This window comes from Nocardia sp. NPDC101769, from assembly GCF_044766925.1.
Lineage (GTDB): Bacteria > Actinomycetota > Actinomycetes > Mycobacteriales > Mycobacteriaceae > Nocardia.
In genome coordinates, this window is sequence record NZ_JBIWMX010000005.1 from 56,821 (window position 1) to 78,640 (window position 21,820).

Below are 21,820 nucleotides of genomic sequence, written 5' to 3' on the forward strand. Positions count from 1 at the left end.
GTTCGATCCTGTCGACAGGGTCAGCCCGTCCGGTACGCCTCGATCGGCCCAGCAGGGTCACCCTGACGCCGCCGTGCCCGATTCCGCCGGGAGCCGCCCCGAACGCCGAAAGGCGCGCCCTGCAGGGCGCGCCTTTCGGATCGGATTCGGTTGCGGGTCAGTCCCGTTCGGGGCCGAGCGAGATGCCGCGCGAGGCCAGCCAGGGCAGCGGGTCGATCTTGTCGACGCCGTTCAGCCAGACCTCGAAGTGGCAGTGCGGGCCGGTCGAGAAGCCGCGGTTACCGACGGTCGCGATCTGGTCGCCCGCCAGCACGCGCTGGCCCTGCGAGACGGTCGCGGTGTCGATGTGCCCGTAGATGGTGACGGTGCCGTCGTCGTGGAGCAAACGGACCCACATGCCGAAACCGGAGGCGGGACCGGCCTCGAGCACGGTGGCGTCGGCCACCGCGTAGATCGGGGTGCCGATCGGTGCGGCGATGTCCACACCCTGGTGGGCGACACCCCAGCGGATACCGAAGCCGGAGGTGAAGGTGCCGTTGGCGAACTTCGTCCACAGCGGCCGGTTCTTCGACGCCTCCTGGTTGGCCATGTCGGCGGCGAACTGCTTGCCCTTGGCCAGAATGTCGTTGAACTGGTCCAGGCTCGCGGGCGCGTTCGGGCTCACCACCTGGGGCGATCCGGGAGCGCCGTCGCCGACCACCGAGGTCGCCGCGACCTCCTTGACCTGATTGGCGGCCTGGTAGTCGACATTGCTGTTGTCGTGGCCCGTGGACTCGATGGTGGCCTGGCCCGCGGCCACGACCGCACCGGCCGCGACCGCGACGACCGCGGCACGGCCCTTGAGCGCGGTGGGCGGGGCGGGTAGGCGGTGGGTGCCGCCGGAGCGGCGCTTGCCGCCGGAGCGGGTCGGGCGCGGCTCGTCGTCGTGCTCGACATCGGCTTCGCGCGCACTGCGATTCAGGCGGGCGCCGTCGCCGGAGAACTGGAGCTTCTCGCCGGACGCGGTCTTGAATGTGTAGACCGGTCGGTACTCGTCGGAGGGGGTCGGGTCCGCGGTCGGATCCCAGTTGGTCCGCGACTGCGGGGCCCAATCACTCGGATTCGGTGCGGCCCAGCCGTTCACGGTGGTCTGGGCGTTGTAGTCCCAGTTCGGTTCCGGCTGCCAGTCGGCGGATTCGTCCCACTGCGGGGACTCACCCCACTGCTGACCGCCGTTCCAGTCCGCATCGGAGTTCCACTCGGCACCGGAATCCCAGTGTGCGTCGCCGTTCCAGGCCTGGGTGGCGTCCCAGTCGCCGTGGGCGACCCCGCTGTGCGTAGTGGCGGGATCATCGAAGGTGATCGCGCCGCCGTGATTCTCTGCGTCCTCGCGATAGCGATGTCCGCGGCGGGCGCGGGGCTGCGAGGGGAAGGGGCCGTCGCTCATTTGCGCCGGTCCGGAGAGTGCTGCGGGGCCGACAAGTCGCCTGCGGAGCGGCTCATTTCCGAGGGAGCGCTGTGCTGCGTCAAGCCTGCCGTCCTCCTGTCCGTGACCGGGTTGTGACATCGACTGCAACGACGGTAACGAAACGATTGCGGCTCAGCAAGCGATGGACTTGGTTCGACACACTGGTGTGATATTGATCACGTTCCGAGCGGGAATGCGCTCACTGTGCTTCGGGTAACCGGGTGAGGTTTGCCAACGACGCGACGTAGTAGCCAGTATCGCTGTCCGGGATTCGCGTGTCCCACCTGGCGCGGGGTCAACAAGCTACCGATGAGTAGCATTGACGAGGGCTTTTGCGATCGCGGAGACAGTACCGTGACCTGCGCCACTTAGGCTGTATGCGGCTGATTTCCGCTCCATGTGACTGATTAGAGTCCGAGCCGACCCGCCTCCGACGACGGGCCGCCAACCAAGACGTTGTCACAACAACGCAGACGAGACGGTGAGTACATGGATCTCTTCGAATATCAGGCGAAGGAACTCTTCGTGAAGCACGGAGTGCCTTCGTCGGAGGGTCGCGTCACGGACTCGGCCGAGGACGCCCGTGCGATCGCGGAAGAAATCGGCAAGCCGGTGATGATCAAGTCGCAGGTCAAAGTCGGTGGCCGCGGTAAGGCCGGTGGCGTGAAGTACGCCGCCACCCCCGACGACGCCTTCACCCACGCGCAGAACATCCTGGGCCTGGACATCAAGGGCCACATCACCAAGAAGATCCTGGTTGCCGAGGCCAAGGACATCGCCTCGGAGTACTACATCTCCTTCCTGCTCGATCGCTCCAACCGCACCTACCTGGCCATGTGCTCGGTCGAGGGCGGCATGGAGATCGAGGAGGTGGCCGCCACCAAGCCGGATCGCCTGGCCAAGGTGCCGGTCGACGCTGTCAAGGGCGTGGACCTGGCCTTCGCCCGTTCCATCGCCGAGCAGGGCCACCTGCCCGCCGACATCCTCGACGCCGCCGCGGTGACCATCCAGAAGCTGTGGGAGGTGTTCATCAAGGAGGACGCGACCCTGGTCGAGGTCAACCCGCTGGTGCGTACCCCCAACGACGAGATCCTCGCCCTCGACGGCAAGGTGACCCTGGACGAGAACGCCGAGTTCCGTCACGCCGACCACGCCGAGTTCGCGGACATCGACGCCACCGACCCGCTCGAGCTCAAGGCCAAGCAGAACGACCTCAACTACGTGAAGCTGGACGGCGAGGTCGGCATCATCGGCAACGGCGCCGGCCTGGTCATGTCGACCCTGGACGTCGTCGCCTACGCCGGTGAGAACCACAACGGTGTCAAGCCCGCCAACTTCCTCGACATCGGCGGCGGCGCGTCCGCCGAGGTCATGGCCGCCGGCCTGGACGTCATCCTCAACGACGCGCAGGTCAAGTCCGTGTTCGTGAACGTCTTCGGCGGCATCACCGCCTGTGACGCGGTCGCGAACGGCATCGTGAAGGCTCTGGAGATCCTGGGCGACGAGGCCAACAAGCCGCTGGTCGTCCGCCTGGACGGCAACAAGGTCGAGGAGGGTCGCAAGATCCTCGTCGACGCCAACCACCCCCTGGTGACCCTCGCTCAGACCATGGACGAAGGCGCCGACAAGGCCGCCGAGCTGGCTGCGGCCAAGTAAGGACACGAACCAACATGTCTATCTTCCTGAACAAGGACAACAAGGTCATCGTCCAGGGCATCACCGGCGGCGAGGGCACCAAGCACACCGCCCTGATGCTGAAGGCGGGCACCAACGTGGTCGGCGGTGTCAACGCGCGCAAGGCGGGCACCACCGTCAAGCACGTCGACGCCCAGGGCAACGAGGTCGAGCTGCCGGTCTTCGCGACCGTCGCCGAGGCCATGGAGAAGACCGGCGCGGACACCTCCATCGCGTTCGTTCCCCCGGCCTTCTCGAAGGACGCCATCATCGAGGCCATCGACGCGGAGATCCCGCTGCTCGTGGTCATCACCGAGGGCATCCCGGTGCAGGACACCGCCTACGCGTGGGCCTACAACGTGGACAAGGGCAACAAGACCCGCATCATCGGCCCGAACTGCCCCGGCATCATCACCCCGGGTGAGTCGCTGGTCGGCATCACCCCGGCCAACATCACCGGCAAGGGCCCGATCGGCCTGGTCTCCAAGTCCGGCACCCTGACCTACCAGATGATGTACGAGCTGCGGGACTTCGGTTTCTCCACCGCCATCGGCATCGGCGGCGACCCGGTCATCGGCACCACCCACATCGACGCCATCGAGGCGTTCGAGAAGGACCCCGAGACCAAGCTCATCGTCATGATCGGCGAGATCGGCGGCGACGCCGAGGAGCGGGCCGCGGCCTACATCCAGGCCAACGTCACCAAGCCGGTCGTCGGCTACGTCGCGGGCTTCACCGCGCCGGAGGGCAAGACCATGGGCCACGCCGGCGCCATCGTCTCCGGCTCCGCCGGTACCGCCCAGGCCAAGAAGGACGCTCTCGAGGCTGCGGGCGTGAAGGTCGGCAAGACCCCGTCCGAGACCGCCGCCCTGGCGCGCGAGATCCTCGAGAAGGCTTCCATCAGCGCCTGATGAATTCTCGTGCCCCGCTTCCCGGCGGAAGCGGGGCGCAGGCCGGGAGGCGATGGGTTCGTCCCGCCTGGCTCAACAGCTGAATACGAAGGCCGCCTGTCGAATTCGACAGGTGGCCTTCGTGATTCGCGGGACTCTGACGAACCTGCCGGGGCGGGGTTTCCCGATGCGGCGGGTCGGGTAGGGCGATCGTGTGCTGCGCCGATTCGGGTATTGCGGTCAGGGCACGGCTGGTGGTAGATGGCCCGCGGCCGTCGAGTGCAGTAGCGTCGGTGGAGGTTCGTGAACGACTCGATAGGAGACGACGACATGTCATACCCGACCGGGGGCTCGGGATACAACGCGCCCCAGCCGACGCCCTCCTCCGCACCCGGCTACGGCTCGCAGCCCATGGGCGCTCCTGCTGCCGGGTCGGGCACGTCGCCCGTTGCGGGCAAGGGCCTGCCGTTCTTCCTCGCCGTGGGCGTGGCCGCCCTCGGCGTCATCAACTTCCTGCTCGGCTTCGCGCCCTATGTCGGCACCAAGGCCGTCGAGATCGGCAACACCCGGGTCGGCGGTGACACCAGCTTCAGCCTGTTCGAGAGCACCGGCTCCGCGGCGCTGGTGACGATCCTGCTGATCGCGGGTCTGCTGGCCGGCCTGTCACTGCTGCCCAAGCAGAACGGCAACACCGGCATCGTGGCGGCCGCCTCGTTCGGCGCGTTCCTGGGCATCCTGTTCGGCTCCTTCGACCTCGGCGACAGCGTGACGCTGAAGTGGGGTGGCTGGGTGATCCTGTTCCTGTCGTTCGTGCAGGCCGTGGTGGCCGTGCTGGCGCTGCTGTTCGAGCTCGGCATCGTGAAGGCGCCGGAGCCGAAACCGGCCGCGCCGCAGGGTGGTTACGGTCAGCAGCCGCAGCCGTTCAGCTCCACCGGGCCGCAGTACCAGCAGCAGGCGTTCGGCCAGCAGGTCGGCTACGGTCAGCAGCCGCAGCAGCCGCAGCAGCCGTCGTTCGGTCAGCCGGCCGGGTACGGTCAGCAGCCGCAGCAGCCGGCCTACGGTCAGCCGGCCGGTTACGGTCAGCAGCCCGCGGGCTACGGCACCGGATCCCAGCCGACCTACGGTCAGCAGCAGCCGTCCTACGGTCAGCAGCCCGCCCAGCCCGGTTACGGACAGCAGTCGCCGTACGGCGCGCCGCAGCAGCCGGCCGGGAGCGCGGACGCGACCCAGTATTTCGGCGCTCAGGCGCAGCGCCCGGCGCAGCCGTTCGGCGGCGAGCAGGCAGCGGATCCGGCGGCGGACGCCACCCGGGCCTTCCGGCCGGGCCAGGACGACAAGTAGTTTCGCCTCCAGTCAGGAGCGGCCTCCGGTATGCCACCGGGGGCCGTTCTCTTTTGCCAGCGCGCCGGTCGTCCCGGCGCGCCTGACCCTACGGTTTCCGAGATGCTGCCACGCTGGATGTCCATGAGTGCCCCGAGAACTGCCCTGGCTCGCCTGAGCGACCCCGCTCTCCGGGAGCCGCCGCGGCCGCCGGTCCGGCGGCGCGGCGGGGGTTTCGGATCGCTGACGCCGGAACGTGCCCGGGTGCTGATGCTGGTCGCCGCGCGCGCGTCGGCCATTACGCTGCTGGTGATCTTCGTGCTGGTGTACGGCACCCTGTTCGCGGCGGGCAGCGAGATGAGCGGTTCGTCGGGCGCCATTGCCGCGAGCTGGCTTGCGGTGCACCAGGTTCCGCTGGTGATCGGCAAGACCGGGATCGGGCTGTGGCCGCTGCTGCCCACCCTGCTGATGCTGTGGCTGGTGGCGCGGGACAGCGCGCAGGCCGCCGGGCCCGAGTGCGAGACCGCCGATCTGGGCTGGGTGGTGGGCGCCGCGGTGGGCGGTCCGCTGCTGATCACCGCGGTGTGCCTCGCGGTGGCCGAGGACGCGGCGGCGGTGGTGTCGCTGCAGCCGCCGGACACCCTGGCCGCCTTCGCCTGGGTACTCGGGCTGAATCTACTGGCGGCGCTCGTGGGCATCGGTTCGCAGCGCTGGCGTGACTTCGCCGATCTGCTGCCGATTCCCTTGCCGGACTGGGTGGTTCCCGGTTTCCGGGCGGGGCTGCGGGCGGTGGGCCGCCTGCTGCTGGCGGCGACCGCGGTGACGGTGGTGTCGTTCCTGCTGCACTGGTCCCGCCTCGGCGACACCTACCATGCGGCCGGAAACGTGGTCGGCGCACTGGGTTTGACGCTGCTGTCGTTGGCCTACCTGCCGAATGTCGCGGTCGACGCGGTGAGCGTGCTGGCCGGCGGCCAGGTGCAGATCGGCCCGGGATCGTTGAGCCTGTTCGCCATTCAGGGCGCGCCGGTGCCCGCGGTGCCGGTGGCGGCCGCGGTGCCGTCGGGTCCGGTGGCGGTGTGGTGGCTGGTGCTGCTACTGGCGCCCGCGGCGATCGGGGTGCTGTCGGGCCTGGATTGTGGTCGCACCTCGCATGATCGGGTGACCGGGCCCTGGGCGACGCTGACCGCCGCCGGGGTGGCGGCCGTCGTGGTGGCGCTGCTGGGCGTGGTGGCCGGGGGCGAGCTGGGCACCTTCGGCCGGATCGCGCCGAATGCGGTGGGCGCGGCGCTGGTGTTCGTCTGGCTGGCCATCACCGGATACGTGGGCATGCTGGGCGCCCGGTGGTTCGGTGGCCCGGCCGTGGTGGCCCCCGCGGCCGTCGACGACGCCTATGACGACGAGTACGAATACGAGGACGACTACTACGACGACGAGCCCGGCGGCTACGCGGACGACGAGTACGACGACTACGACGATGACGAGTACGACGACTACGACGAGGATTTCGACGACGAGGCGGCCGGCGACACCGAACCCCGCGCCGGCCACGACGACGAGAGCGGCTGGTACGACGACGAGGATCTCGAGGGCGCCCTCGACGCCGAACTGGTCGACGACAAGGACGAGTACGCCGCCGATACCGCTGTGAAATCCACCGACACCCCCGACATCGTCGACGCCGAAGTGGTAGAGGGAGACCTGCCGCACAAGTAGCAATTGGACGGTCGTTACGCTTGAGGCGGCGGGTTCGCTTCCGCCGACCCCATCCCGCTCCGATCGACAGGGAGTAGTGCGCTGACGTCCACGCCCGCCCCGCAGCTGCCGCCGACCGCGCCCGCGAGCGTCGTGGTGCTGGCTTCCGGCACCGGATCCCTGTTGCGATCGCTGCTGGAAGCGACGCAGCAGCCGGGTTATCCGGCCACGGTGGTCGCCGTCGGGGTGGATCGCGATTGCGCCGCCACCGAGCACGCGGAAGCCTTCAACGTTTCGTCGTTCAAGGTCGCGCTACGCGATTTCGCCGACCGCGCCGCATGGGATGTCGCGCTCACCGAGGTGGTCGCCGCCTTCGAACCCGATCTGGTGGTGTCCGCGGGCTTCATGAAGATTCTCGGCCCCGCTTTCATGGAGCGTTTCGGAGGTCGCATCATCAATACCCATCCCGCGCTGCTGCCCGCCTTCCCCGGTGCGCACGGGGTGCGGGACGCGCTCGCCTACGGCGTGCGGGTGACCGGTTCCACCGTGCATCTGGTCGACACGGGTGTCGACACCGGGCCGATCCTGGCGCAGGAGGCGGTCACGGTGCTGCCCGATGACGACGAGGACACCTTGCACGAACGCATCAAGGTTGTGGAGCGCCGGCTGCTGGCGGAGGTCGTCGCCGCTGTCGCTACCCGAGGCATTGTCTCCGATGGACGAAAGGCAGTTATCCCAGATGAGCGAGTTCTCCGGTGAGTGAACGCAAGCCGATCAAGCGGGCCCTCGTAAGCGTCTACGACAAGACCGGTCTGATCGAACTGGCCACCGGTCTGCACCAGGCCGGTGTGGAGCTGGTGTCGACCGGCTCGACTGCCGGCAAGATCGCCGACGCCGGTATTCCGGTCACCAAGGTCGAAGACCTGACCGGTTTCCCAGAGACCCTGGACGGCCGGGTCAAGACGCTGCACCCGCGGGTGCACGCCGGCATCCTGGCCGACACCCGCAAGGAGGAGCACGTCGACCAGCTCGTCGAGCTGGGTGTCGAGGCCTTCCAGCTCGTCGTGGTGAACCTCTACCCATTCACCCAGACGGTCGCCTCCGGCGCGAGCGTCGACGAGTGCGTCGAGCAGATCGACATCGGCGGGCCGTCCATGGTTCGCGCCGCCGCCAAGAACCACCCGTCGGTCGCGGTCGTGGTGAACACCGGTGATTACGCCGGCGTGATCGCCGCCGTGCAGCAGGGCGGTTTCACCCTCGCCGAGCGGACCGCGTTGGCCGCCAAGGCTTTCCAGCACACCGCCACCTACGATGTGGCCGTCGCCAGCTGGATGACCGGTGTCGCGGTCCCGGCCGTCGCGCCGGAATCCGAAGGCGAGCAGCAGTTCCCGGAGTGGATCGGCGGCACCTGGCAGCGCGCGGATGTGCTGCGCTACGGCGAGAACCCGCATCAGGCGGCCGCGCTGTACACCAACCAGGGTGGCCCGGTCGGGCTGGCGCAGGCGCAGCAGTTGCACGGCAAGGAGATGTCGTACAACAACTACACCGATGCGGACGCCGCCTGGCGCGCCGCCTACGACTTCGACGAGCCGGCCGTGGCGGTCATCAAGCACGCCAACCCGTGCGGCATCGCGGTCGGTGCGGACATCGCCGAGGCGCACCGCAAGGCGCACGCCACCGACCCGGTCTCCGCGTACGGCGGCGTGATCGCGGCCAACCGCGAGGTGTCCGTGGAGATGGCCGAGCAGGTCGCCGACATCTTCACCGAGGTCATCGTGGCCCCGTCCTACGCCAATGGCGCGGTCGAGGTGCTGCAGCGCAAGAAGAACGTGCGCGTGCTGGTGGCCGAGCCGGCCCGGCGCAAGGGCGCGGAGCTGCGTCCGGTCAGCGGCGGTGTGCTGCTGCAGGAGCGCGACATCCTCGACGCCGCGGGCGACAGCACCGCCAACTGGACGTTGGCCGCGGGTGAGGCCGCCGACGAGGCCACCCTGCGCGATCTCGAATTCGCCTGGCGCGCTTGCCGTGCCGTGAAGTCCAACGCCATCCTGCTGGCCGATGACGGCGCGGCCGTCGGCGTCGGCATGGGTCAGGTCAACCGGGTCGATTCCTGCAAGCTGGCGGTGGAGCGGGCCGGTGACCGCGCCAAGGGTTCGGTGGCGGCCTCGGACGCGTTCTTCCCGTTCTCGGACGGCCCGCAGATCCTGGTGGCCGCCGGCGTGCGCGCCATCGTGCACCCGGGCGGTTCGATCCGTGACAAGGACACCATCGAGCTGTGCCGTGAGGCCGGAGTGACCTTGTATCTGACCGGTTCCCGGCACTTCGCGCACTGAGTGTGAGCCGCTGCTGACGCGAGTCATGTAGCGGGACAACAACATCGGGACAGGGGCCCGGATCGTACATCGATCCGGGCCCCTGCTGCGTGCGTGGACCGGCTCCGCCGCAGTGCCGGTAACCTAGTTGGCGCTGAGGACTTTTCGATCACCCAGCGGAGACTTCAGCTGGATTTCGAGGGTGCCGAAGACGGCGATCATGGTGCACATCTTGCCGACCGCGTCGGGCAGGGTGCCGGACTTCAGGTCGACGGTGACGGTCGAGGAGGTTTCGGTGACGGTGGCGTTCACGCCGTAGCACTCGGGGGAGCCGGTCTGGAAGTTGACCGCGATCCGGTCGGGTGCGACGCGGGTCCAGCTGTCGAACGAAATGCCGTGTGGGCTGACGATACTCGGATCCGCCGTGAAAGCGCGTCCGATCTGTCCGCTGGGTGCCTCGGTGGGCGTGGTCTTGGTGCTGGTCGCGGCGGCGCTGGTCTTCGATTGGTCGCCAGTGCTTTCCGTGCTTCCGCACGCCGCGATGGTGAGTCCGATCAGAGTGACTGCGGCGGTAGCGATCAGGCGGCGTCCCCGTGTCCCGTACATGGCTGACACCCTAGTGTCCGCGACCGCACGGCCGGTTCCCCGCACCGGATTCGACCCCCTGGCGAATTTCTGGCGAAGACATGCCGAAATCTTCGCAGAACCGGCGTGTAACCGTGCGATGACCGGCGCGGGATCGGTAGTGTCATGACAGATGTGCGAATGCAGTTCCGCGCCATCGGCTTATCTCTTGATCACCCCTCCCGAAAGGACGCACCGTGGGCGACTCGTTGAAGGTCGGCGAAGAACTCGGTCGTGGACAGGCGCTGCAGGGCGGTGCCTACACCCTGACTCTGCAAGATGATGGCAACCTGGTGCTGTCCGAACCGAACGGCAATGTCGTGTGGGCCACCGGCACCAACGGCCAGGGCGTCGTCCGGGCCACCCTGCAAGACGACGGCAACTTCGTTCTCTACAAGGAGGCCGGTGCCGCCTGGTCCACCGAGACCAATGGCAAGAGCGTGGACCGCCTGGTCGTCCAGGCCGACCGCAATGTGGTGCTGTACGGCTCCGACGGCGCCGTATGGTCGTCGGGCACCAACACCGACAACCCGCTCCCCGCGCCGGAGCCGGTCCAGGTCCAGGCCGCCGCGGTCGTCGAGGACGTGCCGCCGCCGCCCGCCGCTCAGACCTACACCGTCGAGCCGGGTGACACCCTGTGGGCCATCGCCGAGCGCTTCTACGGCGACGGCAACCGCTACCAGGAGATCGCCGACGCCAGCGGCATCGACAACCCCGACCTCATCCAGCCCGGCCAGGTGCTGACCATCCCGTAATCGCGGCTCCGTCACGTATACGTGAAAATGAGGCCCCCGAGTGCAAATGCACTCGGGGGCCTTGTTTTTCGTAGTTGGGGTTTCAGGGGCGAGGCCCCTGAGAGTCCGAGAGTTGTTTCAACTCTTGGGTTTTCGTCCGGCGATGTCGCGAGCTATCGGCTCGTGAAGGGCAGCAGGGCCATCTCGCGGGCGTTCTTCACCGCGACTGCGACCTGGCGCTGCTGCTGCGGGGTCAGCCCCGTCACGCGACGGCTGCGGATCTTGCCGCGGTCGGAGATGAACGTGCGGAGCAGGTTCACATCCTTGTAGTCGACGGTCTCGACGCCGGCGGCGATCAGGGGATTCTTCTTCGGGCGACGGGCCTGCTCGGCACGGATCTTCTTCGACGGTGCTCGCTTCACTGCCATGTCAGCGGTTCCTCACTCACGAATCGTGGTTGCTTACCAGCTCGATTTGTGCACACCGGGCAGCTCTCCTCGATGGGCCATCGCGCGAACGCGCACACGCGAGAGACCGAACTTGCGGAGATGACCACGCGGGCGTCCGTCCGCGGCGTCCCGATTGCGCAATCGTACCGGACTGGCATCCCGCGGCAGTTTCTGCAGGGCGGCCTGCGCGGCCGCCCGTTCGGTGTCGCTGCTCGCCGGTTTGCGGATGATCTCCTTCAATTCCGCGCGCCGCTGCGCCCACCGCGCCACGACGAGTTTGCGCGCTTCGTTCTTGGCGATCTTGGATTTCTTGGCCATATCACCGGTCCTCGCGGAAGTCGACGTGCCTGCGGGCGACCGGGTCGTACTTCTTCAGGATCATCCGGTCGGGATCGTTGCGCCGGTTCTTGCGGGTGACGTAGGTGTAGCCGGTCCCGGCCGTGGACTTCAGCTTGACTACGGGCCGGATGTCGGTCGATTTCGATGCCATCGTTCTCCCTTTCAGATCTTTTCGCCGCGGGCGCGCAACCGGGCTACCACTGCCTCGATGCCGTCGCGGTCGATGGTCTTGATGCCCTTGGCGGAGACGGTCAGCGTGATGCGCCGGTCTTCGCTGGGCAGGTAGTAGGTCTTGCGCTGGATATTGGGGTCCCAGCGCCGGTTGGTCCGCTTGTGCGAGTGCGATACGGACTTGCCGAAGCCCGGCTTGCGGCCGGTGACCTGGCAGATGGCCGACATGGGCACTCCCTTCCGGTGGTAGACGTTCATGACAATCGTTTTCGACAACGAAGTTATTCCAAGGTACATTGACTCTCCGGTAATTGAAAATCATTGTCGAAAGGGGGACCGGTGCCGTCCCAACGCAAGCCTGTGCTCGTCCTCGCGGGACTCCCCGGACGCGCCGCCGAGGGTGTCGAGCAGGCCGCCCGCCTGCTGGGCGGGAAGCCCGGAACGGTCGTGGTCCGGCACGACCTGAGCGAGCTGCGCCAGGGTGTGGTGCGGCGCATCGTCCGCATCGACGGTCGGGAGACCACGACCGTGCTGGAACTCGCGCACGGCTGCGTCTCGTGCACCTTGCGCGCCGACCTGCTGCCCTACCTGTGTCTGCTGGCCGAGCGGGATTCGGTGCGGCGCATCGTGCTCGCGCTGGACCCGGCCTTCGAGGCGGAGGCGGTGTGCCAGGCCATCACCGACGTGGCGGTGACCGGCGTGGTCGGGCGCGTCGACGGCCCGGCCGGGCGCAGCGTTCGCATCGACACCGTCCTGACCTGTGTCGACGTCCGCGACTGGCTGGCCGACGCCACCGGCGACGAGTCGCTGTCCGAACGCGGCCACGCTACCGCCGAAGACGAGCGCACGGTGGCGCAACTGGCCGTCGGTCAGGTCGAATTCGCCGATGCCCTGATGGTTTTCGACGGCGAGGCCGATCTGGTGGACCGCGAGCGCACCGCAGCCGTGCTGGCCCGGCTGTCCCCGCGCGCTCCGGTCGCCCGGGTGGCCGGGCCGGCCGGGCTGGGGGTGGACGACCTGACCTGGCTGCTGCGTCGGGTGCCCGCCGGCGCGCGGCGCGGCGCGCCCTTCGACCCGCACGCGCCGCTGCTGGCCGGCGGTCCGCCGCTGGAGCCGGATTGCGGTGTGGCACTGGTGGAATTCGCCGCCGACCGCCCCTTTCAGCCCGATCGACTGCACTCGGCGATCGATGTCCTGCTCGAGGGTGTGGTGAGCGCTCGCGGCCGGGTGTGGCTGGCCACCCAGCCCGACGAGGTGGTCTGGCTGGAGTCCGCGGGTGGCGGGCTGCGGGTCGGCGGCGCGGGAAAATGGCTGGCCGCCATGACATCCCGGGAACTGGACGAGGTGGATCCGGAGCGACGCGCGCTCGCGTCTCTGCGCTGGCACGAGCACTTCGGTGACCGCCACACCTCGCTGGTGATCCTGGTCGCCGACGCCGATGCCGAGGAGATCCGCCACGCCCTGCACTGGGCGCTGGTGGACGAGGACGAACTGCGACAGGTGCGATTCGCGCCCGAACGCGTCGCGCTGTGGCCGGACCCGTTCGCCGACCAGCATGAAGAGCCTTGTGACACAGCTCGATCCGCGCCCGTCGCCGGGGACAGCGCCACTCGCAACAACGAAAGGTGAAGTGATGAAACAGGGAATTCACCCCGACTACCATCCTGTGGTCTTCCAGGACGTGAGCACCGGAAAATGCTTCCTGACCCGTTCCACGGCGGTGTCCACTCGCACAATCGAGTGGGAGGACGGCAATACCTACCCGCTGCTGGTGGTCGATGTGACCTCGGATTCACATCCGTTCTGGACCGGGAATCAGCGTGTGCTCGACACCGCGGGCCGCGTGGAGAAGTTCGAGCGCCGCTACGGCAAACGCGTTCGCGGCAATCGCAATTCGACTACGGATGAGGAGAACTGACCATGGCCGTTCCGAAGCGCAGAATGTCGCGGGCCAATACCCGTAGCCGGCGGTCGCAGTGGAAGGCGACCCCGCCGGATCTGATTCCGGTCAAGGTCGGGGGAACGGTGTACCAGGTGCCGCGCCGACTCGCGCGGGCGGTGGAGCGTGGCCTGATCGATCCGGCGAAGCTCTGATCGATCGGGCTGCCCGGCCTCGGCCTTCGAGAGCTTTGCCGAGTACCACGCTGCCGGCCACGGGAGTCTCCTTCGTCGGGAACCGCGACAAGAAGATCGGACAAGCCCGACAATAGCCCCGAAGTTGCTGTCCCACCGGAGGTCTGCTCGAGCGTTGCCCGGCCGGGGCTCGGTCGTCCGAATATTGCACAGGTGCGGAAAAGTTTCCCCGAAGTTGTGAACTCGTGGCCTGGTGACGGTATTCTCATGCCTTGAGGGCGGGTTCTTCTGATTACAGAAGAACCCGCTCATCGCCACTTCAGGGCCGGTTAGGGCTCGCTTCAACGGCAGTTCACGCACTGTTCCGCAGTAACGTGCGGTCCGGCCGGTCGCCGGCCGTGTGCTGAAATAAATCCGACAAATCAGCCAAATCAACTGTCGGATACCGCTTTCGGCTGCTGCTCCGCCGGAGCTTGTCCCGCGTCGGCGGGATGACCGTTCGGGCCGGTGCCCCAGCCGGGCAGCGGCACTCCGGGCAGCAACTGCTCGAGCTTTGCCAGCTGATCGGCGATCGCCGTGGCCGGACCCTCCACCAGCGAGAAGGGGAACGGCCAGCGATGCCGGCCCGACAACCGCGCCACCTCGTCCTTGAGTTCGGCCGTCGTCGTCTCCAGATCGCTGATCTCGGTACGCAGTTCGTCGATCTGGGCGAGTGCCGCCGCCAGCCCGTCCACCACCGTCCGGTCGCGGCCCTGGGCGTCGGTGCCCAGCTGCGGCCAGCCGTGCAGGCCCGGACCGCGCAGCTGAGTCTGGATGTCGCGCAACACCTCGTCCTGCTCGGGAGTCAAGTCGGGTTCCTCCGTTTCCACATCCCACTGGCCGAAGTCGGCTCTGTCGGTTTGGTTCACATCGCATTGCACGCCGTCGACCGTGACCTGCTCGCCGGTCTGATAGAGGGCGATCCGCGGATCGACATTCCCGCCGGACCAGGCCACCGTCTGCCACGCCCAGGTCGCGGTCCCGCTGTCCAGCGCCCGGCTCACCGGCCAATATCCGCCGTAGATCCCGACATTCGCGCGGCCGATGACGCTGGCCGCACCGTCCAGGTAGGCGTCGATGGGCACCTGCTGCTGCGGGGTGGCGTCGAAATCGGCGGAGAAGTAGATGGGCCGGTCCGCCCGGCCCCCGCAGCGCAGCACCTGGGCCAGCGCGGCGCGCCCATCGGTGACGCCCGCGCCGTAGCCGTCGAGCATGCGGGCGGCGGTGGTCTCCCAGTTGGAGACGATGGAAATGCCCTGTGCGCGCAGGCCGTCCGCCTCGGCGGGAGTGAGGAGCTTGCCCGGCAGGGTGGGCCCGCCATCGGACAGGTAGCGGATCACGAAGTCGTATCCGGTTGCCCTGATGGCACTCGGCGCGGGACGACCTGCGGCGTAGTCCAGCCCGAAACGCATGGTTCCCACTGTAATTCGGCGGACACGCCGACTGTGCTGGATTGCGGTGGTTGACTGGTCGGCTATGAGCGAACGCGACAACTGATTTCGCACGGTCGGGGTAACTCGCCGGGGACGTCCAGAATCGGGTTGGCTCTCAACTTCACTCCGCATGCATGCCTGTCAACGGCTCTCAGCCGGGCGCTGAAGTCGCGGAGAGGCGGAAAGGTGATGACCGATGCCGATACGCAATGAGGCCTGGCCCCCGGGAACACCGTGCTGGGTCGACTGTCAGGTCGACGATCCGGCCAAGGCCGGTGAGTTCTACGCCGCGCTCTTCGGCTGGGACATGCAAGGCGCCGGCGAGGACGCCGGGGGATACCTCATGGCCCTGCGCGACGGACAGGCGGTGGCGGGCATCGGGCCCAAGCCGGAGGCCGGGGTGCCGTCGGTGTGGACCACATATCTCGCGGTCGCCGATGCCGACAAGGCCGCCGAGCAGGTGACCGCGGCGGGCGGCAGCCTTTTGGTACCGGCCTTCGACGTGATGGAGTTCGGCCGCATGTTCGTGGCCGCCGACGCCTCCGGCGCGCCCTTCGCGGTCTGGGAGGCCCGCGCGCACGATGGCGCGGCGGTGTACAACGAACACGGCGCCTACGTCTGGAACGACCTGCACACCGGCGATTTCGCGGCCGCCAAGGCCTTCTACGGCGAGGTCTTCGGCTTCACCTTCACCGAATTCGACGACGAGGCCATGCGCTACGCCACCTTCACCCCGCCCGGCGGGACCGAGTCGGTCGGCGGCATCAACGACGACAGCGTCAACGGCGTGGCCGCCGCCCAGCCCTACTGGCTGACCTGGTTCCAGTTCGAGGGCATCGACTCCGGCCTCACCCGGGCCGTGGAGCTGGGCGCGACCGTGCTCATGTCCGCCACCGACGGACCGTTCGGCCGGATGGCCATCATGGCCGCGCCGCAGGGCGAACTGTTCGGCCTGCTCGATCCCGCCACCGCCGAGACGCCCGCAGCCGCAGGCTGATCCGGACACGAGTCGAGCCGGGTCGATCAACATCTACCCGGCCCGGGACTCACTCGCGTCACGGCGTTCCGAGAATGAACGATCGCGCTGCGGAAGAACGCTCAGCGCACCGATTCCGGCCGTCGCAGACCCTGTCGCGCCGCTGCCTGCTGCGGCGAAGCGCCGTGCGCCGCCTGCGGATCCGCGGTTGTCATCGGGGCCCGCGCCACGCGCCGGTCCGGAGCGACCAGAATGGCCGTGATCGGAATCGCCAGCGACAGCGTGCCGATGATGAAGGTCGGCACGAAGAAGTTGAACAGCACGTTTCCGTGCGGAGTGGCCGCGGCCGGATCCACGTGCACCTCGAGCCCGGTCAGCCCGGCGTAGTGCATGCCGATCACCAGGATCGCGTACAGCACTGCGCCGGCCAGCACCATCGGCACCGAGCCGACCCACAGGCTGAACCACAGCATCAGCGCCGAGAGCACGAAGGCGATCACGTACACCGCCACCGAGGACACCAGGCTGCGGTCCACACTGCCCTGAATCCGGATGGCGCCCAGCAGCAACTGGTGGACGTCACCGAAGCCGAAGGCCATTACCGCCGCCGCCACCAGCAGCCGCCACCAGGCCAGCCGCCTGCCGTTGATGAGCAGCGCCGCGAACACGGTGGCCGCCGACAGCACCGAGAACAGGGTGATGGACACGTTGTCGTAGCGCAGCTGGCTGCCCCGCACATCGAAGCCGAGCATCGACACGAAGACCGGCATGGCGACGCCGACACCGCCGATGGATATCGCCGCCACGAACAGCCACACGATCCGGAACCGCTGGGTCACCGACTTGGTGGACTGGCGAATGCAGGCCAGACCGCATGCCGCGCCCGCGAACGACACGATCAACGCCAGCGCCAGCACCCAGTAGCCCATGGAGAAGTAGATCATCCCGACACCTCTGTCTTCGTCTGCTGCGACCCTGGACGTGCGAACCGCTAACCGTGCTGCGCGGTTTCGCGCTGCGCGGCCGTCAGCCGTTCGATCGCGTACTCGGTGACGGCGGCCAGTGCCCGGCGTACCTCGGCCGGGTCGCGCGCGTCGATGTCCACGATCGGCACACCCTCGCGCACGCTGAGCGCCTCACGGAGTTCTGTGACCGGGAAGCGCGGTGCGTCCGGGAAACGGTTGACCGCGATCAGGAACGGCAGCGACTTGGCCTCGAAGAAGTCCACGGCCGCGAAACTGTCCTCGATGCGACGGGTGTCGACGAGCACCACCGCGCCGATGGCGCCGCGGATCAGGTCGTCCCACATGAACCAGAACCGCCGCTGCCCGGGCGTGCCGAACAGGTACAGCACCAGGTTGCCGGGCAGGATGATGCGGCCGAAATCCATGGCCACCGTGGTGGTTTCCTTGCCCGGCGTGGCGGCGAGGTCGTCGACCCCGTCGGAGTAGCCGGTCACCATGGCCTCGGTGCGCAGCGGCACGATTTCCGAGACCGCGCCCACGAAGGTCGTCTTGCCCGCACCGAAACCGCCGGCTACGACGATCTTGGTCGAGGCCGTGCGCGACTCCTCACCCGGTCGCGCCGGGTACTGCAGCGCCAGGTTCGGGAACTGCCCGGTTGTGTATGCGGGGGCCCCGTGCGGGCCACCGGGGTAGCCTCCGCCGTCATAGGGCGCGGAGTCCATGCAGTGTCCTCTCCATTAGTGACCGGCGCTCGTCGAAGGTCGCCTGATCGCTCAAAGTCGAATGCACACGCAGGGTTCCGGCGACGACGAGATCGCCGATGACGACTCGCACCATACCCAGCGGCCGGCCCAGATGGGCCGCGATCTCGGCGACCGAGAGGCGCGCGGTACCGAGTCGCAGGATCTCGGTGCGCACGTCCCCGGCGGGCCAGTCGAAATGGGCGGTATAGGACAGGGTTTCGACGACCGCCTCGAGCGGTAGCTCCACCGCCGGCTCGGTGCGGCCGGAGGTCAGCGCGTAGGGACGAACACGTGTGGTCGGTGGCCGGTTACCGCCGCCAAGGGGATTGGTCATGCGCAGCTCATCTAGGCAGTGCGGGCGGTGGCCGAGACCACGGACCCGACCCGGTCGACCAGTAGGGCCATTTCGTAGCCGATGCGGCCGATGTCGTGCTGCTTGTTGGCCAGCACCGCCAGGTGCGAGCCATTGCCGACACTCATGACCAGCAGGTAGCCACGCTGCATCTCGACGATGGACTGCATCACCTTGCCGCCCTCGAAAAGCTGTGCGGCCCCGGCGGACAGGCTGGCCAGACCGGCGGTCACCGCGGCCAGCTGCTCACCCCGGTCGGCCGGCAGATGCGGGCTGGTGGCCTGCAGCAGACCGTCCGCGGAGACCAGGACGGCGTGCGAGACGCCCGGTACCTCCCGGGTGAAGCGGGTGACCAGCCAGTTCAGATTCTCATCGGTGGTGGTGCGCTGGGTGTCGGTCATGCATGCCCTCCGTCGTTGTACTGGGAGTCGACCCGCCCGGAGCGGACGCCGCTGAGGTGCCTGGACAGGCTGTCGCGGATCTCGTCCGGATTGCGGCCGCTGCCGTCGTCCTCCTGGGCGACGGCACCGGGCACCAGCTGGGCGCCGGGTCGCCGAATCGGCAGGCCGCCCTCGGTGCGACTGGTTGTGGTCGGGTTGGCCGCCTCTTCGGCCGCGGCCCAGCCGCTGTCCGAACTCGACGACCAGGCAGCGCCGTCCTGGTTCCCGTCGGCCGGTTCCACCAGCCACTCGGAGACCATGCGCTGATAGATCGGGGTCGGGGCCGCGCCGACCGGACGCAGGCCGGGCGGGGGAGCGACCGGGCGCGCAGCGGCGGGTGCGGCCTCGTCGCCGCGAACAATGGTGTCGGCGTTGCCGTTCGTGCCGCCGTTGGCGTCAGCGGGGATCGTGGGCCGATCGTTGTCGCCGAAGGCGCTGTACCCGTTGCCGAAGTAGCTGCCGGTGTCGGGGCCGTTCGGGTTCCAGCCCCGCGCCGGCTCCGTGATCTGCGGCTCGGGGGCCGGCGCGACGGGCTCGGGCATCCAGACGGGCTCGGGCACCCGGACGGGCTCGGGAGCCTGCTCCGGCTCGGGCGTGCGCGCCTCGCCCCAGTAGTGCATCGGCGCGGGACTCTGCTGCGGCGCAGCCGGTTCCGGCCGCAGGGCGGACACGCTGTAGGCGCGCGCGTCCTCGGGTTCGGTGAAGGCGTCGGTGAAGCCGTCGGAGAACCGGTCCTGCACCTGCGCCACCTGCGGCGGCTCGGTGAAGGTGGGGACGATCGGCTGCTCACCGGTGTCGGGGCCCGGCTTGCGCTGCGGCAGGCCGGAACTGGTGAAACGTCCGGTGGTGGTGGCCGCGGTGGGCTCGGGCAGGTTCGGCACCGGGGTCAGCCGCGGCGGGGCGAGCGCGGGCTGTGGGCCCGTGATCGGGCCCGAGGGGGCCGGAATCGGGCCGGAAGGCGCTGGAATCGGCCCGGACGGCACCGGAATCGGCCCGGAGGCCAGGGCCGCCGGGGGCACCGGCAGCGGGGAGGCAACGGGGTATTGCCCGGTGGGGTCACCGACGCGCTCTGGCGCGGGCGAGACCAGGCTGCCCGGCAGGTGCACGCTGCCGGTGATGCCAGGCTGCTGCACCATGGCGGAGGTGCGGCGCAGGCTGACGGTGATGTTGTGCCGCTTGGCCAGGCGGCCGACGACGAAAAGACCCATGCGGCGGGCGGTCTCGACATTGACCTCGCCACCGGAGGCCAGGCGGTCGTTGATGCCCTGCAGGTCCTCGGCGTTCATGCCGAGGCCGCGGTCGGTGATCTCGATCAGGTAGCCGCCGTCCACGGCGCGCGCCACCGATACCGCGACCGGGGTGGTGGGCGGGGAGTAGCGGAGCGCGTTGTCGATCAGCTCGGCCAGCAGGTGCTCGATGTCGACGGCGGGTTCACCAGCGACGATGCCGTCGGGCACGGTGCCGATCTCGACGCGCTGGTAGTCCTCCACCTGCGAGACCGAGGACCACAGCATGTCCGACAGCGGCACCGGCGCGAGATGGCCACGGCGCAGGGCGGTTCCGGCCAGCACCAGCAGGTTGTCGCCGTTGCGGCGCATGCGGGTGGCGAGGTGGTCGAGGCGGAACAGCGACTGCAGGCGCTCGGAGTCGTCCTCGTCGCGCTCGAGCTCCTCGATCAGCGACAGCTGCTGCTCCACGAGGGATTGGCTGCGACGCGAGAGGGTCTCGAACATATTGCCGATCTGCAGGCGCAGGCGCGCCTGTTCGGCGGCCAGGTGGAGGGCCTGGGAGTGGATGTCGTCGACGGCTCGGGCCAGCTGCCCGATCTCCTCGGTGGTGTGCACGTCGACCGGCGAGATCTCCGGGGTCGCGCCGCCGGCGCGCACCACCTCGAGTTCCTGCGGCAGGTCGATGTGGGCCACCTGCAAGGCGTCTCGCCGCAGGCGGCGGACCGGGACCACCAGCGAGCGGGCCACCACCAGCGCCAGCGCGAGACCGGCCAGCAGCATGCCGATCACGATGGAGGTGTCGCGCAGGACGTTGTTACGCGCCTCGGTGGTGAGCTGGGCCAGCTTCGAGTCCATCGAGTTGGCGACCGTGGACACTTCCTTCTCGTAGGTGTCGGCACTGCCGCGCAACGAGTCCTGCATGGCCGGCAGGCTGCCCGGATCGGGCACGTTCTGCATCAGGATGCCGACACGCGCACCGGCATTGTCCTTCAGCGTGTTCGCGTTCTGCGCCGTGTCCGGCGCCATGCCGCGATACACCTCGATCATGGTGATCTCGGCGCCGATGGCGGTGAGCAGCTTGGTCCGCAGCGCCGGATTGGAACCCGCCCCGGGTGCGGCCAGCATGATCCGCTCCTGGGTGAGCAGGCGGGCGGCGGTCTGGGCCGCACCGAACTGCAGGTAGGACTGCTGCACCCGGAGGTCGGCGAAGGTGGGAGCGCCCGCGAGCGCGTTCTGCGCCCGGGTCTGCACCTCGTCGACCTGATCGCCGATGGTCTGCGGGGAGCTGGTGCGCAGGCTGTTGCGCATGGTCTTGGCGACCGCGACGGAGGCGCCGAGCTCCTTGGTGACACCCGGATCGGCGTTGGAGGACTTGAGGACTGTTTCGAGTTCGGCCTCGGCCTGATCGAACTTGGCCGTGGCCGCGTCGAGGTCGGGATCGGTGTCCTGATTGCCGCCGGTGATCGCGGCGACCGCGAGTTCGTTGCTGCTGACGAGGAATTTGATGGTGGGGTGGAGCACGTCCATCTGCTCGGACGCCGCGCTCAGTTTCGAAATGGTCTGCAATTCGCTGTTGATGCGCAGTACCGCGAAGGTCGCGGCGAGGAGCACCGGGAGCACCAGCACGATCCCGACCTTGCGGGTAACGGGCCAGTTGGACAGGCTGAATTGCCAGGACCGGGGTGCTGCTTCCATCCCGCTTCCGTCGCCTCCGCTTCACGATTGACCCTCGGGTACGTATGCGGTTGTACGGCTTTGGGGTCGAACCCGCGCGGAACCAACTAAGGGTCTTCTTTTACGGCCTGCAACATACCGCGTGAGCTGACTAACGGCAATTCGTAGGACTTTGAGGTTTAGCATCCGAATGAGGGCTTCCCGCAAGGGGTTTCGCGCGAATTTGGGTGACACCACAACCATTTGG

The 21,820-nt window shown here is 68.4% G+C and carries 23 protein-coding genes; 11 read left to right on the forward strand and 12 right to left on the reverse strand.

What is annotated here, in order from left to right:
* Positions 1–157: 157 nt before the first annotated feature.
* Positions 158–1,426 (reverse strand): M23 family metallopeptidase, encoded by a 1,269-nt coding sequence (locus ACIRRA_RS10980; protein ID WP_402766087.1) that lies wholly within the window; start codon positions 1,424–1,426, stop codon positions 158–160.
* A 510-nt stretch (positions 1,427–1,936) separates the two neighbouring features.
* Between ACIRRA_RS10980 and sucC the strand changes: the two genes are divergently transcribed.
* From sucC to purH, 6 genes are all read left to right on the forward strand, one after another.
* Positions 1,937–3,103, forward strand: a complete 1,167-nt coding sequence (gene sucC / locus ACIRRA_RS10985) for an ADP-forming succinate--CoA ligase subunit beta (RefSeq protein ID WP_402766090.1) — start codon at positions 1,937–1,939, stop codon at positions 3,101–3,103.
* Between the two features lie 14 nt (positions 3,104–3,117).
* Positions 3,118–4,032: a succinate--CoA ligase subunit alpha gene (gene sucD / locus ACIRRA_RS10990; protein ID WP_356995380.1), complete on the forward strand. Its 915-nt coding sequence runs from the start codon at positions 3,118–3,120 to the stop codon at positions 4,030–4,032.
* Positions 4,033–4,341: 309 nt separating this feature from the next.
* Complete coding sequence (locus ACIRRA_RS10995; RefSeq protein WP_402766093.1) at positions 4,342–5,352, forward strand: DUF5336 domain-containing protein; 1,011 nt, start codon at positions 4,342–4,344, stop codon at positions 5,350–5,352.
* 123 nt (positions 5,353–5,475) lie between these two features.
* Positions 5,476–7,044 carry a DUF6350 family protein gene (locus ACIRRA_RS11000; protein WP_402766096.1) on the forward strand — a complete coding sequence of 523 codons (1,569 nt, stop codon included), beginning with the start codon at positions 5,476–5,478 and terminating at the stop codon, positions 7,042–7,044.
* A 105-nt stretch (positions 7,045–7,149) separates the two neighbouring features.
* A complete protein-coding gene (gene purN, locus ACIRRA_RS11005; protein WP_356995885.1) occupies positions 7,150–7,782 on the forward strand; it encodes a phosphoribosylglycinamide formyltransferase in 633 nt (210 codons plus the stop codon).
* Positions 7,779–9,353 carry a bifunctional phosphoribosylaminoimidazolecarboxamide formyltransferase/IMP cyclohydrolase gene (gene purH / locus ACIRRA_RS11010; RefSeq protein ID WP_402766099.1) on the forward strand — a complete coding sequence of 525 codons (1,575 nt, stop codon included), beginning with the start codon at positions 7,779–7,781 and terminating at the stop codon, positions 9,351–9,353. The genes purN and purH overlap by 4 nt, the downstream gene beginning before the upstream one ends.
* Before the next feature lie 123 nt (positions 9,354–9,476).
* Here the strand turns inward: purH and ACIRRA_RS11015 are convergent, their stop codons facing one another.
* Positions 9,477–9,938 (reverse strand): hypothetical protein, encoded by a 462-nt coding sequence (locus ACIRRA_RS11015; RefSeq protein ID WP_402766102.1) that lies wholly within the window; start codon positions 9,936–9,938, stop codon positions 9,477–9,479.
* Between the two features lie 215 nt (positions 9,939–10,153).
* Here ACIRRA_RS11015 and ACIRRA_RS11020 point away from each other — a divergent pair, with 215 nt between their 5' ends.
* Positions 10,154–10,711: a LysM peptidoglycan-binding domain-containing protein gene (locus ACIRRA_RS11020; RefSeq protein ID WP_402766105.1), complete on the forward strand. Its 558-nt coding sequence runs from the start codon at positions 10,154–10,156 to the stop codon at positions 10,709–10,711.
* Between the two features lie 152 nt (positions 10,712–10,863).
* Here the strand turns inward: ACIRRA_RS11020 and rpsR are convergent, their stop codons facing one another.
* The 4 genes from rpsR to rpmB are packed head-to-tail and all read right to left on the reverse strand — an operon-like array spanning position 10,864 to position 11,877.
* Positions 10,864–11,118: a 30S ribosomal protein S18 gene (gene rpsR / locus ACIRRA_RS11025; protein ID WP_356995390.1), complete on the reverse strand. Its 255-nt coding sequence runs from the start codon at positions 11,116–11,118 to the stop codon at positions 10,864–10,866.
* Between the two features lie 33 nt (positions 11,119–11,151).
* Positions 11,152–11,457 carry a 30S ribosomal protein S14 gene (gene rpsN, locus ACIRRA_RS11030; RefSeq protein ID WP_354836292.1) on the reverse strand — a complete coding sequence of 102 codons (306 nt, stop codon included), beginning with the start codon at positions 11,455–11,457 and terminating at the stop codon, positions 11,152–11,154.
* A gap of 1 nt (position 11,458) precedes the next feature.
* Complete coding sequence (gene rpmG / locus ACIRRA_RS11035; protein WP_354836290.1) at positions 11,459–11,629, reverse strand: 50S ribosomal protein L33; 171 nt, start codon at positions 11,627–11,629, stop codon at positions 11,459–11,461.
* Positions 11,630–11,640: 11 nt separating this feature from the next.
* Positions 11,641–11,877, reverse strand: a complete 237-nt coding sequence (rpmB, locus tag ACIRRA_RS11040) for a 50S ribosomal protein L28 (protein ID WP_402766585.1) — start codon at positions 11,875–11,877, stop codon at positions 11,641–11,643.
* A gap of 111 nt (positions 11,878–11,988) precedes the next feature.
* On the opposite strand from rpmB, the gene mrf reads away from it, so the two are divergent.
* From mrf to rpmF, 3 genes are read left to right on the forward strand one after another with little or no spacing between them, the layout of a single operon-like run.
* On the forward strand, positions 11,989–13,278 hold the full coding sequence (mrf, locus tag ACIRRA_RS11045; protein ID WP_402766110.1) for a ribosome hibernation factor-recruiting GTPase MRF: 1,290 nt from the start codon (positions 11,989–11,991) through the stop codon (positions 13,276–13,278).
* A 4-nt stretch (positions 13,279–13,282) separates the two neighbouring features.
* Positions 13,283–13,567: a type B 50S ribosomal protein L31 gene (locus ACIRRA_RS11050; protein WP_402766113.1), complete on the forward strand. Its 285-nt coding sequence runs from the start codon at positions 13,283–13,285 to the stop codon at positions 13,565–13,567.
* A gap of 2 nt (positions 13,568–13,569) precedes the next feature.
* Positions 13,570–13,743 carry a 50S ribosomal protein L32 gene (gene rpmF, locus ACIRRA_RS11055; protein ID WP_402766116.1) on the forward strand — a complete coding sequence of 58 codons (174 nt, stop codon included), beginning with the start codon at positions 13,570–13,572 and terminating at the stop codon, positions 13,741–13,743.
* A gap of 410 nt (positions 13,744–14,153) precedes the next feature.
* Here rpmF and ACIRRA_RS11060 read toward each other — a convergent pair whose 3' ends face one another.
* The gene (locus ACIRRA_RS11060; protein WP_402766119.1) at positions 14,154–15,173 is read right to left on the reverse strand and encodes a DUF1906 domain-containing protein; all 1,020 of its coding nucleotides are present in this window, start codon (positions 15,171–15,173) and stop codon (positions 14,154–14,156) included.
* Between the two features lie 217 nt (positions 15,174–15,390).
* Between ACIRRA_RS11060 and ACIRRA_RS11065 the strand changes: the two genes are divergently transcribed.
* Positions 15,391–16,191, forward strand: coding sequence for a VOC family protein (locus ACIRRA_RS11065; protein WP_402766122.1), 801 nt, complete (start codon positions 15,391–15,393; stop codon positions 16,189–16,191).
* 101 nt (positions 16,192–16,292) lie between these two features.
* Here ACIRRA_RS11065 and ACIRRA_RS11070 read toward each other — a convergent pair whose 3' ends face one another.
* The 5 genes from ACIRRA_RS11070 to ACIRRA_RS11090 are packed head-to-tail and all read right to left on the reverse strand — an operon-like array spanning position 16,293 to position 21,594.
* Positions 16,293–17,114 (reverse strand): hypothetical protein, encoded by an 822-nt coding sequence (locus ACIRRA_RS11070; RefSeq protein ID WP_402766124.1) that lies wholly within the window; start codon positions 17,112–17,114, stop codon positions 16,293–16,295.
* Positions 17,115–17,161: 47 nt separating this feature from the next.
* Positions 17,162–17,857 carry a GTP-binding protein gene (locus ACIRRA_RS11075; RefSeq protein ID WP_402766126.1) on the reverse strand — a complete coding sequence of 232 codons (696 nt, stop codon included), beginning with the start codon at positions 17,855–17,857 and terminating at the stop codon, positions 17,162–17,164.
* Positions 17,838–18,212, reverse strand: coding sequence for a DUF742 domain-containing protein (locus tag ACIRRA_RS11080; protein WP_402766129.1), 375 nt, complete (start codon positions 18,210–18,212; stop codon positions 17,838–17,840). Before ACIRRA_RS11080 ends, ACIRRA_RS11075 begins: the two co-directional genes overlap by 20 nt.
* Positions 18,213–18,223: 11 nt before the next feature.
* Positions 18,224–18,631 (reverse strand): roadblock/LC7 domain-containing protein, encoded by a 408-nt coding sequence (locus tag ACIRRA_RS11085; protein ID WP_154789962.1) that lies wholly within the window; start codon positions 18,629–18,631, stop codon positions 18,224–18,226.
* A complete protein-coding gene (locus ACIRRA_RS11090; protein ID WP_402766132.1) occupies positions 18,628–21,594 on the reverse strand; it encodes an ATP-binding protein in 2,967 nt (988 codons plus the stop codon). Before ACIRRA_RS11090 ends, ACIRRA_RS11085 begins: the two co-directional genes overlap by 4 nt.
* Positions 21,595–21,820 lie beyond the last annotated feature (226 nt).